Raw genomic sequence first — 14,008 nt, 5'->3', positions numbered from 1 at the left:
CGACCTCAGCCGGCCATCCGTCGCAGTTGCCGCGACGCGACGGACAGCGCGGCCAGCCCGCGGTCGGCGGAGACCGGTATCCGGGCGACCTCGTCGAGCACGGCCCGCGCCCGGCTCAGCCGGGACCCGTTGCGCTCCTCCCAGTCCGCGATCATCCGTTCGGGGCCGTCGCCGGCCACCGAGTGCATGAGAACGTCGAGGGTCAGGACGCGCACGCTGTCGTACAACTCATCCCGCAGCGCCAGCCGCGCCAGCGTGTCCCACCGGCTCTCCGTCGGCAGCGCCGACACCCTGCCGAGCAGCGGAACCAGGCCCACGTGTTCGCACAGTCGGAAGTACAGTTCCCCCGCGACGGACAGTTCGCATCCGGACCGGTCGGCGATCTCGACGACGTCGAGCAGACCGAACCGATCCAGCACCAACTCCACGTCGCGCACCAGGTCTTCGTGCGCACCGCGGCGCGCGATCGCGCGCGTACGGTCGTGCAGGTTGGTGCGGTCGGCGCCCACCAGCCAGCCGCCGAGCAGTTCCGACGCCCTCGCGATCCGCTCGCGGAACCGCGCGATCTCGGCACCGACCGCCAGCGGCTGGGGACGACGATTCAGCATCCAGCGCGCCGCCCGGTCGAGCAGCCGCCGGGAGACCAGCACGAGTTCGTCGGCGACCGCGGCGGGGACATCGGCCGTACCGATGCGCGACCAGAGCTCCGGCAACCCGAACACCTCCGTCACCACGACGAACGCCCGCGCGGCGTCGTCCGTGGACGCCCCCACCTCCTCGGCGAGCCGGAAGACGTAGGCGAGGCCACCGCCCGCGACCACGCGGTTGGTCAGTTCGGTCGCGATGATCTCGCGGCGCAACCGATGCCGATCGATCGCGTCCGCGTGCGCGCGGTTCAGCGGCTGGGGGAAGTACTCGCGCAGGATCGGCACGCAGACGTCGTGGTCGACGAGGTCGCCTGCCAGCAGTTGCTCTTTCAGTTCGAGTTTGACGTGCGCCATCAGCGTCGCGAGTTCGGGGGCGGCGAGGCCCTCCCCCGCCCGCTTGCGAGCGGCGATCTCGGCGCGGTCCGGCAGCACTTCCAATGCGCGGTCGAGCGCGCCTGCGGCCTCCAGTGCCGCGATCTGCCGGGCGTGCACTCCGAGTTGCGCCGGCGCCTCGGTGAGGGCGGTACCGATCACCGCGTTCTGGGAGACGTTGTCCGCCAGTACCAATGCCGCGACCTCGTCCGTCATGGCCACGAGCAACCGCGCCCGCGCTTCGGCGTCGATCTCACCGGCGCCCACCAGGTCGTCCAGCAGGATCTTGATGTTCACCTCGTGGTCGGAGCAGTCCACGCCGGCGGAGTTGTCGAGGGCGTCGGTGCCGACCTTGCCGCCGCCGCGCGCGAACTCGATGCGGGCGGCCTGCGTCAGGCCGAGATTGCCGCCCTCCCCGATCACACGGGCGCGCAGGTCGCCGGCGTCCACGCGCACGGCGTCGGTGCCCTTGTCCCCCGCGTCGGCGTGAGACTCGGTGCCCGCCTTCACATAGGTGCCGATGCCGCCGTTCCACAGCAGGTCGACGGGTGCGCACAGGATCGCCCGGATCAGCTCCGGCGGGGTCAGTTCGGTGACGGACTCGTCGAGGCCGAGTGCCCGGCGCACCGGCGCACTGACCGGCACGGACTTCACGCCGCGCTCCCACACCCCGCCTCCCGCGCTGATGAGCGCACTGTCGTAGTCGGCCCACGACGACCGCGGCAGCTCGAACAGCCGCCGCCGCTCCGCGTACGATGACGCGGCGTCCGGGTCGGGATCGAGGAAGATGTGCCGGTGGTCGAAGGCCGCGACCAGCCGGATGTGTTCGCTGCACAGCATCCCGTTGCCGAAGACGTCGCCGCTCATGTCGCCGATCCCCGCGACCGTGAAGTCCTCGGCACCGACGTCGACGCCGAGTTCGCGGAATCGGCGGGTCACCGCCTGCCACGCCCCGCGGGCGGTGATGCCCATCTGTTTGTGGTCGTAGCCGACCGAGCCGCCGGAGGCGAAGGCGTCGCCGAGCCAGAAACCGTATTCGGCGGCCACCTCGTTGGCGATGTCGGAGAACGACGCGGTGCCCTTGTCTGCGGCCACCACGAGGTAGGCGTCGTCACCGTCGTACCGGACCAGGCCGGCGGCCGGAATCACGGCACCGGTGGCACGGTCGACGTTGTCGGTGACGTCGAGCAGCGAGCGGATGAACAGGCGGTAACCGGAAACGCCCGCCGCGCGCAGCGCCGCACGATCGGCTTCGGCGTCACTGGTCGCGGCGGGCGGGCGGCGCAGCACGAACCCGCCTTTCGCTCCGACCGGAACGATCACCGCGTTCTTCACCGCCTGTGCCTTCACCAGACCGAGGACCTCGGTGCGGAAGTCCTCACGCCGGTCCGACCAGCGAAGCCCGCCGCGGGCGACCGCCCCGAACCGCATGTGCACACCCGCCATCGACGGTGAGTGAACGAAGATCTCGTGTCGCGGGCGCGGCTGCGGCAGTTCGGCGATGGCGCGCGGATCGAGTTTGAGTGCCAGCGCCTCGCGTTCGGGCGTGGCGAAGTAGTTGGTGCGCACGGTGTTCCGCACCACGTCGACCAATGCGCGCAGGATCCGGTCCTCGTCGAGACCGAGCACCGTCTCGATCAGCGCCGATACCTCGGCCGCCGCGGCCTCGCCCCCGTCGCCGGTCGCGGCGGCCGGGTCGAACCGGGCGGTGAAGTACCCGACGATCCCCGCGGCGATGTCCGGGTGACGGCGCAGGACGTCGGCGACGTAGGCGCTGCTGTACGGCAGTCCGCCCTGACGGAGGTATTCGGCGCAGGCGCGCAGCACGGTCACCTGTCGCCAGTGCAGTCCGGCGCGGGCCACCAGTTCGCCGAGCGCGTCCGGCTCGGTCCGTCCGTGCCACAGCGCCCGCACGGCGGCGGCGAAGCGCGCCGCGAAGGCCTCGAAACCGTCGGTCGGGGCGCTCGGGTAGCGGACCGTGAACTCGTACACCCAGCACGGCACCTCGGTCGGCGAGACCAGCGCGTACGGACGCTCGTCGAGCACTTCGACGCCGAGACTCTGCAGCAACGGCATCACGTCGCCCAGCGACGCCGGCTGTCCGCCGACGTACAGCGACAACCGGTGCCGGTCCGCCGCGGCCGGGTCGGCGGCGAGGCGGACATCCAGGTCCCCGGCGGCGAGCCCGGCCAGAACGTCCAGGTCCACGCGAGCGCGCCGAGGCTCGAAGTCCTGCTTGTACCCGGCGGGCAGCCCGGAGACGAACCGTGCGAGTGAGTCGCGGATGTCGGTCTGTGCGCCGTCGAGGGCCGCCTCGTCCCATCGGCGGAAGACGCGGGCGAGGGCGTCGTCGATCCCGCCCGCGGCGGTGTCTCCGGCGTCCGTGTGGTCGGCGTCGGTGTGGACGAGGGCGGCGGTGTCGGTGGGAGATGCGGTGTCCATTTCAAGGGACCCTTCCGCCGGATACCACGCTGCATCCGGCTGATCGTCGTGTCCGTTCGGGTGGTCGAACTTCTCGCGTCCCGGGACCGGTTTCGGAACCGCCCCTTGACACGAATCTGTATAGACAGGAATATACAAGTCATACTTGCAGAACGTGAGCCAGTACACAACCACCGATAAACACGACGCAGAACACCAGGAGTTCTCATGGACATCACCTCGCCCGGCCACGAAGCCCGCCCCGTCCGCGCACCGCGCGGCTCCGAGCTGAACACCCTCGGGTGGCAGCAGGAGGGCGCGCTGCGGATGCTGATGAACAACCTCGACCCCGAGGTCGCCGAACGCCCGGACGACCTGGTCGTCTACGGCGGCACCGGTCGCGCCGCCCGCAGCTGGGCCGCGTTCGACGCGATGGTGGCCACGCTCAAGACCCTCAAGGACGACGAGACCATGCTGGTGCAGTCCGGCAAGCCGGTCGGCGTCTTCCGCACCAACGAGTGGGCGCCGCGCGTGCTGCTGGCCAACTCCAACCTCGTCGGCGACTGGGCCAACTGGGAGGAGTTCCGCAGGCTCGAGGAACTCGGGCTGACCATGTACGGCCAGATGACGGCCGGCTCGTGGATCTACATCGGCAGCCAGGGCATCCTGCAGGGCACCTACGAGACCTTCGGTGCCGTGGCCCGCAAGCGCTTCGGCGGCACGCTGGCCGGGACGATCACCCTCACCGCCGGCCTCGGCGGCATGGGCGGCGCGCAGCCGCTGGCGGTCACGATGAACGACGGCGTCGCGATCTGCGTGGAGTGCGACCCGGCCCGCATCGACCGCCGGATCGCGCATCGCTACCTCGACGCGAAGGCCGAGACCGTCGACGAGGCGCTCGATCTGGCGACCAGGGCCCGCGACGAGCGCCGACCGCTGTCGATCGGCCTGCTCGGCAACGCGGCCGAGATCTTCCCGCAGCTGCTGGAGATGAACGCCCCGATCGACATCGTCACCGACCAGACCTCCGCGCACGACCCGCTGTCGTACCTGCCCGTCGGGATCTCCCTCGAGGACTGGCACACGTACGCCCAGAAGGATCCGCAGTGGTTCACCACGGAGTCGCAGCGCTCGATGGCCGCGCACGTGGAGGCGATGGTCGGGTTCATGGATCGCGGCGCCGAGGTCTTCGACTACGGCAACTCGATCCGCGACGAGGCCCGCAAGGGCGGCTACGAGCGGGCGTTCGAGTTCCCGGGCTTCGTTCCGGCCTACATCCGCCCGCTGTTCGAGGAGGGCCTCGGCCCGTTCCGGTGGGCGGCGCTGTCGGGCGACCCGAAGGACATCGAGGCCACCGACAAGGCCATCCTCGAACTGTTCCCGGAGAACGAGCACCTGCGGCGCTGGATCACGATGGCCGGTGAGCGGGTGGAGTTCGAGGGACTGCCCGCCCGCATCTGCTGGCTCGGTTACGGAGAGCGGCACCGTGCCGGACTCAAGTTCAACGAGATGGTCGCCAGCGGCGAACTGTCGGCGCCGCTGGCCATCGGCCGCGACCACCTCGACTCCGGTTCGGTGGCCTCGCCCTACCGCGAGACCGAGGACATGGCCGACGGTTCGGACGCGATCGCCGACTGGCCGCTGCTCAACGCACTGGTCAACACGGCGTCCGGCGCCTCCTGGGTGTCGATCCACCACGGTGGCGGCGTCGGCATGGGACGCTCGATCCATGCCGGTCAGGTGTGCATCGCCGATGGAACCGAACTCGCCGCGCAGAAGATCGAACGGGTCCTCACCAACGACCCGGGCATGGGCGTCATCCGGCACGTGGACGCCGGCTACGACCACGCCACCGAGACCGCGCGCACCCGCGGCGTGCGCATCCCGATGGCCGAGAGCTGACCGATGACCTCAGACGGATCGGTTCTCATCACCGGCATCGGCACGTTGATCACCAACAGCCCGGAGCTCGGCGACGGTCCGCTGGGACTGCTCCACGACGCCGCGATGGTCTTCCGCGACGGCGTCGTGGAGTGGGTCGGCCCCGCCGCCCGGGTTCCGGACGGCGCCGCGCACCACCGCTACGACGTGGACGGACGCGCCGTGCTGCCGGGCTTCGTGGACAGTCACGCACATCTGGTGTTCGGCGGTGAACGCGCCGAGGAGTTCGCGGCCCGGATGACGGGCGAGCCGTACGGCGCGGGAGGTATCCGTACCACCATCGCCGCCACCCGCGGCGCCTCCGACGACCAGCTCGACGCCAACATGGCGCGGCTGGTGCGCGAGGCGCTCGCCGCCGGGAGCACCACGATCGAATGCAAGTCCGGTTACGGGCAGGACATCGACACCGAGATGCGCAGCCTTCGCGTCGCGGGCCGGCACACCGGTGAGACGACGCTGCTCGCCGCGCACGTGACGCCGCCCGAATACACCGGTCGCACCGACGATTACGTCGAGATGGTCTGCGAGCGGATGATCCCCGACTGCGCACCGCACGCGAAGTGGATCGACGTCTTCTGCGAGACCGGCGCGTTCGACCGCGACCAGTCCGAGGCGGTGCTGCGTGCCGGCATCGACGCCGGGCTGACCGCGCGAGTGCACGGCAACCAGCTCGGCCCCGGCCCCGGCGTGCAGTTGGCCGTCGAGCTCGGCGCCGCGTCGGTGGACCACGTCACGCACACCACCGCCGACGACGTCGAAGCGCTGGCCGCGAGCAGCACGGTCGCGACCCTGCTGCCCACCGCCGACTTCTGCACGCGCAGCAGCAGATACCCCGACGCTCGCGCGATGCTCGACGCCGGCGTCACCGTGGCGCTGGCCGCCGACTGCAATCCCGGCACCAGTTACACCACGAGCATCCCGCTGTGCATCGCGCTGGCCGTGCGGGAGATGCACATGAGTCCCGACGAGGCGGTCTGGGCCGCCACCGCCGGCGGAGCAGCGGCCTTGCAGCGCAACGACATCGGCCGTCTGACGGTGGGATCGCGCGCCGACGCGATCGCACTGGACGCACCGTCGCACATCCATCTGGCCTATCGGCCGGGAGTTCCGCTGGTCCGCGAGGTGTGGAAGAACGGGGCACCCGTCCCCGCCCGACACTGACAACCGAAGATTGAGAGGCACAAGCGATGTCGATGACCGGACTCGTGGATGTGACGCCCGAACCGTGGTCGGGGCGAGACGACGGCCCGGGTGCCGGGCATGTGCGGTGGCATCACGTGGTGCGCCCGCTCGTCGCCGACGATCCGCCCGCCGCCGACTCCCCCGCCCCCACCACGATCGTCGGCTTCGCCAGCGACGAAGGGGTACGCCGCAACAAGGGCCGCACCGGAGCGGCGACGGGGCCCGGTGCACTGCGGCGCGCGTTGGCGCCGATGGCCCTGTCCGGACCGATCAGCGTCTTCGACGCCGGCGACGTCGCTGTCACCGACGGCGAGCTGGAAGCCGGCCAGGAGCGGCTCGGCCGGTCCGCAATGAGCATCGTTGTAAGTGACACCAACCACGTTGTCTATACATGTATAGACGTGTGCTCCCGCTCGGTCAAGACCGCCGTCGCCGCATCGCCATGTCCGTCCGTCTCATGAGGACGCGGAGGCGGGGCCGACGCCGGATGCTCGAGCCGTCACAGCAGACGGAATACGTTGCGGCGGGCGATGTACGGACCGTCCGAGGAATGGTCGGGGCAGCGGGTCGGCGCCGCGTCAGCTCGCCCGACGACGTGGCGTTGAGACCGCGCCTGGTGCGGCGATCGCAGATGCACTCGTCGAGTGTCGCCATGCGGTGGACTCAGAGTCCGATCGAGACGTCCGGAGTCGGGTGCGGGCGAGCCCGCACCTACTCGCAGATGTTGACTCACAGTTGCCTCGCAACGCGAAATCCCCCGGCCAGAAGCACTCTGACCAGGGGATTTCGTGGAGCCGATGACGGGAATCGAACCCGCACTCTCAGCTTGGGAAGCTGATGTTCTACCACTAAACTACATCGGCACTGCGAGGCGATCTCGCGGCTCCAAGACTAGCAAACCGCCGTCGACTCGCAGTGACCGACGCTCCGGAAGCCGTCAGGTGTGACGGCTTCCGTCAGGCCGTCCAGTGCGGATCACGGCCCGACAACCCGACGAGCCTGTCGAGCGGCGGGGCGGTCTCAGGAACCGGCACGCTAGCCGCGAAGGCCTTGCCCTCGCCCTGGAAGTCCGGGGTGAGCATCCCGGGCGCGAACTCCAGCGAAGCCTCCAGCGCGCTGTCGGCGGGCGCCCAGGGTCTCCCGGCCGCGCGAGCCAGGTCCCAACCGTGAACCTGGTACTCCCACAACATCATCGACAGAGCCATGTCTCCGGGCATCGCGGACTCTCCGATTCGGAGCGGTTCGGCGGCGGCCTCCGGCAGCACGACGTCGAGTCGTTCGGCGAGCTCCCGTACCTGGTCGCCGCCGGTGCCGGCCACAGACACCGCGCCCGGATCACTGCAGAGATGGTCGTCTGAAGTGAATCCGTCGGTGAACGCGGTCAACCACCCCACGACGTGGGCCCGCAACGTCTGAAAGTCGAACTCGCTGCATGGAGTCGGAGCGTCGAGCGGAGTGTCTGAGGCACCGTCGAGAACGTCGGCGAGGCTCTTCAGGGTCTGGTTCAGGGCAGTGGACGTTTCCATGATTCGACGGTACGACCACACACTCCCGAGGTCTTGAAGATTTCCGACATCTCCACCGACCGCTCACGGACCAGTTTTGTCGGACCTGAGTGATAGCGTTCAGGTATTCAAGAAAACATGGTGTGACCAGCTGAAACACTCGGGGGAGGTGGCAGCGATGAGCGATCCGATCACTAATGGTGTCACCGCTCTCGCGCTGCCGAACCAGCCCTCAGAGTTGTTGGCATTGATCGATGCCGCGGCGGTGAAGCTCGCTGAGACCTCGCTGTCGCCGGAGACCGAACCGGAACTGCTGGCCCACACACAGACCGCCGAACGCATCCGGCGACGCTGGGACGGCATCTCCGCCGCGCTGCTGGTGGAGGTCTCCGACCGCAACGCCCACCGCACCGCCGGCTATCTGAATCCGCACCAGTACCTCTCACAGGGCTTGCGGCTGGGAACTCGCGAGGCGGGTCGGCGGCTGCGGATGGCTGAGGCGATCGGTGAGTTCTCCAACTTTCAAGGGCAGACTCTGCCTCCGCGCAAGCCGGCGACCGCTGCCGCGGTGGCGGCCGGGACTGTCGGCGCCGAACACGCGTTGGTGATCTCCGCGGTGCTGGCGAAAGTGCCCGGCTGCATCTCGCCGGAGGTCAGAGCTCGTGCGGAGGCAGAACTCGCTCAGGCTGCCGTCGGGTTGAATCCGGATGATCTGGGCAAGGTCGGTGACCGACTGCTCGCTCACCTGGACCCCGACGGGCAGGAGAGCGATCACGTCGACCGGCAACGCCAACGCGGAATCAGCATCCTCCCGCAAGACCGACAACTCATGAGCAAAGTGCACGGCGCGATGACTCCGGAGTTGCGGGCCAAGTTCGAAGTGATCTTGACCGCCTGGGCCGCACCCGGGATGAACAATCCCGCCGACCCCGACTCACCGACCGGAACCATCGACGCCGAGAGCATCGACGCCGAGGCTCTGGCGGCGGCGCGGGGTCGGGATCTGCGCAGTGCCGCCCAACGCACACACGATGCGTTGCTGGCGTTGTGCGACTACGTTCTCGCCCACGGCGGACTCGGAGCACCGAGCCGGATACCGGCGGAGTTGGTCATCACCGTCACCGATCAAGAACTCGCCGCCCACGCCGGAATCGCTCTGACCGCGACCGGTACCCGCGTTCCGATCGGCGAGTTGGTCCGGCTCGCTGCCGACGCCGTCCCGCATCTGGCGGTCTTCCGCCATCACACCAGCGAAGTCCTCTACCAAGGCCGCGGTGCACGCTTCGCGAGTAAGGCGCAGCGGTTGGCGTTGTTCGCCCGCGACCGCGGCTGCACCGCCCCTGGCTGCGACCGCCCGTTCGCGCAGACTCAGGCCCATCACGCACCGGACTGGATCACCCCGGGAGGGCGCACCGACATCGACGCTCTCGGCGCCGCGTGCGGGCGCCACAACCGCGCCGTCGGCACCAACCGCGGCCAATGGGAGACCACCACCCTCACCGACGGACCCGATGCCGGACGCATGGCCTGGCGACCAGCCACCACCAATCACCCCTGGCGCCTGAACCCCATCCACCACGCCGGACAAGCACGGCACCTGTACCCACGAGAACTCCCCCAGCCACCTCCGCAGACGCAACCCGCACAGCCGAGAGCCGGATCCCGTCCGTACCACGCGGCCTGATCGGGCGCGCGGGACCGCGAATGCGGCCACTTCCCCCGAAATGAGACTATCGTCACACTCATGGGAGGGGCTCATCCGTCGCGCCGTCGCGCCATGTCGGTCCGAGTCAATCCTGCTCTGCTCCTGGCTGCGGCTCTCGCCCTCGCGCTCGCGTTGAGTGCCGCACTGACCCCGGCGATCCCGTCCAGTCTCACCGCCTCCGCCGAGGCCAAGCCGGCCGGCTCACTGCCGTCCACGTTCCTCTGGGGTGTCGCCTCCTCCGGTTTCCAGTCCGAAGGCGACTCCCCCGACAGCAACTGGACTCGCTACATCGCGAAGGGTGCGACCGACGATCCGATCGGGACGTCCGTCGATTTCCGGCATCGCTACGCATCAGACATAGCGCTGGCGAAGAGCCTCGGCGCCAAGGTCTACCGCATCGGCATCGAATGGGCCCGCATCGAACCGCGCCCCGGCCACCTGGCTGCACGAGAACTCGACTACTACGACGACGTCGTGCGCACCATCGTCGCCGCGGGAATGCGGCCGATGATCACCCTCGACCACTGGGTGTACCCGGGTTGGATCGCCGACCGCGGCGGATGGTCCGACCCCGCCACACTCGACGCCTGGCTGCGGCACAACCGGATCGTCGTCGACCGGTACGCCAAGTACCACCCGCTCTGGATCACGATCAACGAACCGGCCGCGTACGTCCTGAAAGAGGTCCAATACGGTGGCATACCGAAGAAATCGGTGACGCTGATGGTCGACAGACTCGTCAAGGCCCACCAGACCATCTACCGATACATTCACGCCAAAGACCCTGGCGCCCAGGTCAGCTCCAATGTCGCCTACATTCCGACCATCGAGCCCGGCCTCGACCAGGCCTTCCTCAACCGCATCCGCAACCAGCTCGACTACGTCGGACTCGATTATTACTACTCCATCTCCCCGACCGACCCCACGGCCGTGTACGCCGCGACGAGCGAGTTCTGGAAGGCGGCGGCGGCGACCGACGGCGTGTACTACGCGCTCCGCGACATGGCGCACCGCTTCCCGGGCAAGCCGCTCTACGTCGTGGAGGCGGGCATGGCCACCGAGAACGGCAAGCCCCGGCCGGACGGGTACCGGCGCGCCGACCATCTCCGCGACCTCGTCTACTGGATCCAGCGCGCCCGCCGCGACGGACTCCCGGTGATCGGCATGAACTACTGGAGTCTCACCGACAACTACGAATGGGGCAGCTACACACCGAGATTCGGTCTCTACACCGTGAACGTCAAGACCGATCCCACGCTCCGGCGGATCCCCACCGACGCCGTGACCGCCTTCCGTGGCATCACCGCCGAGGGCGGCGTCGGGACGCGCTACCGGCCGACCCGTCCCGCGACCGTGTGCTCACTGGTGGCAGCGCCGGCCAGCTGCCTGATGCCCGCACGATGACCGGCACTCAATCCGGCCACCGCCCGGCCTGCTTCAGTGCCAACCGAAGCGCGTACTCGAGCTGACCGTTGACGCTGCGCAGGTCGTCCGCCGCCCATTTGGCGATCGCCGCATGCACGTCCGGGTCCAGCCGCAGCAGCACCTTCTTCTGCTCGCGCTTCGCCGGACGGGAAGCGCCCGACTGCTCGGTCATCAGGCGTACAGGGTTCCCGCGTTGACCACCGGCTGCGTGGCACGGTCACCGCACAGCACCACCAGCAGATTCGAGACCATCGCCGCGCGACGCTCCTCGTCCAGCTCGACGACGCCCTGTTCGGCGAGCCGGTCGAGCGCGAGACCGACCATCCCCACCGCACCCTCGACGATCTGCTGACGCGCCGCCACCACCTGCGCGGCCTGCTGTCGGACGAGCATCGCCTGCGCGATCTCGGGCGCGTAGGCCAGGTGCGTGATCCGAGCCTCGATGATCTCGATGCCCGCCATCTGGGTGCGCTCACGCAGTTCGACGGTCATCTCCTCCGCGATGGTGGCACCGTCGCGCAGGCTGATGGTGTCGGTCTGATGCGAGTCGTACGGATAGCTCGTAGCCAGATGACGTACCGCCGCCTCCGACTGGATGGCGACGTACTCCTCGTAGTCGTCGACCGCGAACGCCGCCTTGAAACTGTCGACGACGCGATAGACCACCACCGCCGCGATCTCGACCGGATTGCCGTCCGCATCGTTGACCTTGAGCTTCTGAGTCTCGAAGTTGCGGATACGCAGCGAGATGGTCCGGCGATCGGTCAGCGGCGTCACGAGGAAGAAGCCCGCGTCGCTCACCGAACCGATGTAGCGGCCGAAGAACTGCAGCACCTTGGCCTCGTTGGGGCTGACCGTCGTCAGACCGGTCATCGTCAGCAGGGCCGCGAAGCCCACGATCACCGCGAGCACGGTGACGACGATGAGCGCGGGCGACGCCCCGTCCGACACCGCTGCGATGGTCGCGATCACCGCCACCACGCAGGCGATCACCACCACCAGCGATCCGAGCAGACCGATGAACCCGTTGGTCCGCCATGCATTCCGAAAGTCCACAGCGACACCCTCCCGTCGACGGCGGACCGGTCGTCCACCACTAGCAGGATGATATCACTGAGCTATCAGCGGCACGGCTGATCGCATGAGTCAGCTCGCCGGGCCGGAGACCTTGGTCATGCGGCGGGTTCCGGAGCGCACCTTCCACGACTGCGCGTGATACTCGCCGGTGTGCCGGTCGGCGCGGTCGTTGAGCGAGTACCAGTCCATCTGGGCCGCTGCGGGATCGACGGTCAGCACCCCGTACCCGTGGGCGTCCGTGTCGACCCAGCGGGCGTGCCGATTCGTCGCCGTGATGGCGGCCGCGGCGGCGTTCCCGACCGTGTGCTCGGGCGCCTTCACCATGTCGTCGAGATTGTTCGACGTCACCGAGGTCACCACGAACTCCGTGCCGAGTGTGCCCGCGCCCGGATAGTCGGCGGGCTTGCGCGGAATCTCATTGGCCCACGACATGTGGATGTCGCCGGTGAGGAAGACCAGATTCTTCTTGCCCGCGCGGTCGGCGGCGTCGAGCAGTCGCGCCCGATCCTTCGTATAACCGTCCCACTGGTCGGTGTTGAAGGGCACGCCGTTCTCCGGAACACCGATCAGATCGGTGATCGCCTTGGTCGTGTCCGGGTTCAGCGGCGGCAACAGCACCGGCGAGATCATCACGGAGTTGCCGATGAGCTGCCATCGGGTGGTGGAGGTGACGATGCCGCCGGTGACCCACTCCATCTGCGCACGACCGGTGATCGTGGTGGCGCCGGCGTCGGATTGCTTGCTGAACCTCGACGCCTCGCGGTCCCGATAGGTCCGCAGATCGAGCATCGACAACTCGAGCAGCCTGCCGTAACGCAATCGCCGGTAGATGTGCCGGTTGTTCGCCGAGACGACCGGCCGAACCGGCATCCACTCGTAATACGCCTTGTCCGCGTTGGCCTTTCGTGCCGCCCACGACCCCTGCCTGGCGGGATCGTGATTCTCCGCCCCCGAGCGATACGAGTTGTCGGCGGTCTCGTGATCGTCCCAGGTCGCGATGAACGGGAGCGCGCGATGCAGTTGCTGCAGGTCGGGGTCGGTCTTGTACTGGCCGTGTCGGATGCGGTAGTCCGCCAGCGAGACGATGTCGTGCGCCGGGCGGTGGATCCGCACCGGGCCGTTCTTCCCGCCGTATTCGCCTGCGCCGTACTCGTAGATGTAATCACCGAGATGAATGACGGCGTCGAGCTCCGTCCGCTGGGCCAGGTGCCGATAGGCAGCGAAATAGCCCGCCTCCCAGTTGGAGCAGCTCACGACTCCGAAGCGAGCCTTCGCGACATCGGCGTCGGTGGCGGGCGCGGTCTTGGTGCGGCCGACCGGCGACACGGCGCCCGCAGCCGGCCCTCCGGTGACCCGGAACCGGTACCAGTAGACGCGGGCCGGCGCGAGTCCGCCGACGTCGACCTTCACCGTGTGATCGCGTGAGGCGTCGGTGGTGACCGAGCCCGAGGCGACCGTCGATCCGAAGTGCTCGTCCGCCGACATCTCCCAGACCAGATTCGACGACGGCCCGCGTCCGGAGCCGGGCGTCGCCTCCGCGGTCGGAGTGACGCGCGTCCAGAGGATGACACCGTTCGGCAGCGGATCGCCGGAGGCCACTCCGTGCTGGAACGCCGCCCGCGGGCCGGGCGCGCCCCGGGCGTCACCCGCCGCGACGACAGAGGGAACACCGAGGGCCAGCGCGCCGGCCCCGGCGGCGCCCATGAAGGCACGCCGGGAGACTGGGAGGGAGG

10 protein-coding genes and 1 tRNA gene are annotated in these 14,008 nt (G+C 68.9%); 5 read left to right on the top strand and 6 right to left on the bottom strand.

Annotated elements, in window-relative coordinates:
- Positions 1–5: 5 nt before the first annotated feature.
- Positions 6–3,461 carry an NAD-glutamate dehydrogenase domain-containing protein gene (locus tag ACZ5QD_RS16930; protein WP_464366956.1) on the bottom strand — a complete coding sequence of 1,152 codons (3,456 nt, stop codon included), beginning with the start codon at positions 3,459–3,461 and terminating at the stop codon, positions 6–8.
- A 207-nt stretch (positions 3,462–3,668) separates the two neighbouring features.
- On the opposite strand from ACZ5QD_RS16930, the gene hutU reads away from it, so the two are divergent.
- From hutU to ACZ5QD_RS16915, 3 genes are read left to right on the top strand one after another with little or no spacing between them, the layout of a single operon-like run.
- Positions 3,669–5,342, top strand: a complete 1,674-nt coding sequence (gene hutU, locus ACZ5QD_RS16925) for a urocanate hydratase (protein ID WP_006896977.1) — start codon at positions 3,669–3,671, stop codon at positions 5,340–5,342.
- A 3-nt stretch (positions 5,343–5,345) separates the two neighbouring features.
- On the top strand, positions 5,346–6,542 hold the full coding sequence (gene hutI / locus ACZ5QD_RS16920; protein ID WP_006896978.1) for an imidazolonepropionase: 1,197 nt from the start codon (positions 5,346–5,348) through the stop codon (positions 6,540–6,542).
- Positions 6,543–6,574: 32 nt separating this feature from the next.
- The gene (locus ACZ5QD_RS16915; protein WP_157225328.1) at positions 6,575–7,024 is read left to right on the top strand and encodes an arginase family protein; all 450 of its coding nucleotides are present in this window, start codon (positions 6,575–6,577) and stop codon (positions 7,022–7,024) included.
- A 328-nt stretch (positions 7,025–7,352) separates the two neighbouring features.
- Here ACZ5QD_RS16915 and ACZ5QD_RS16910 read toward each other — a convergent pair.
- Together ACZ5QD_RS16910 and ACZ5QD_RS16905 are read right to left on the bottom strand one after the other, a co-directional pair.
- Positions 7,353–7,426, bottom strand: a tRNA-Gly gene (locus ACZ5QD_RS16910).
- 93 nt (positions 7,427–7,519) lie between these two features.
- Entirely contained in the window at positions 7,520–8,089 is a 570-nt protein-coding gene (locus ACZ5QD_RS16905; RefSeq protein WP_039867662.1) for a TIGR03086 family metal-binding protein, read from the bottom strand.
- 157 nt (positions 8,090–8,246) lie between these two features.
- On the opposite strand from ACZ5QD_RS16905, the gene ACZ5QD_RS16900 reads away from it, so the two are divergent.
- Positions 8,247–9,752 (top strand): HNH endonuclease signature motif containing protein, encoded by a 1,506-nt coding sequence (locus tag ACZ5QD_RS16900; protein ID WP_464366955.1) that lies wholly within the window; start codon positions 8,247–8,249, stop codon positions 9,750–9,752.
- A 93-nt stretch (positions 9,753–9,845) separates the two neighbouring features.
- On the top strand, positions 9,846–11,177 hold the full coding sequence (locus ACZ5QD_RS16895; RefSeq protein ID WP_006896995.1) for a family 1 glycosylhydrolase: 1,332 nt from the start codon (positions 9,846–9,848) through the stop codon (positions 11,175–11,177).
- Between the two features lie 7 nt (positions 11,178–11,184).
- On the opposite strand, the gene ACZ5QD_RS16890 is transcribed toward ACZ5QD_RS16895, so the two are convergent.
- From ACZ5QD_RS16890 to ACZ5QD_RS16880, 3 genes are all read right to left on the bottom strand, one after another.
- Entirely contained in the window at positions 11,185–11,370 is a 186-nt protein-coding gene (locus ACZ5QD_RS16890) for a type II toxin-antitoxin system antitoxin (RefSeq protein WP_006896996.1), read from the bottom strand.
- On the bottom strand, positions 11,370–12,254 hold the full coding sequence (locus ACZ5QD_RS16885) for an SPFH domain-containing protein (RefSeq protein WP_006896997.1): 885 nt from the start codon (positions 12,252–12,254) through the stop codon (positions 11,370–11,372). Before ACZ5QD_RS16885 ends, ACZ5QD_RS16890 begins: the two co-directional genes overlap by 1 nt.
- 90 nt (positions 12,255–12,344) lie before the next feature.
- Positions 12,345–13,979 carry an alkaline phosphatase D family protein gene (locus ACZ5QD_RS16880; RefSeq protein WP_006896998.1) on the bottom strand — a complete coding sequence of 545 codons (1,635 nt, stop codon included), beginning with the start codon at positions 13,977–13,979 and terminating at the stop codon, positions 12,345–12,347.
- Positions 13,980–14,008: the final 29 nt, after the last annotated feature.

Source organism: Gordonia sp. J1A, assembly GCF_055393515.1.
This window is presented reverse-complemented; position numbering and strand designations above follow the sequence as displayed.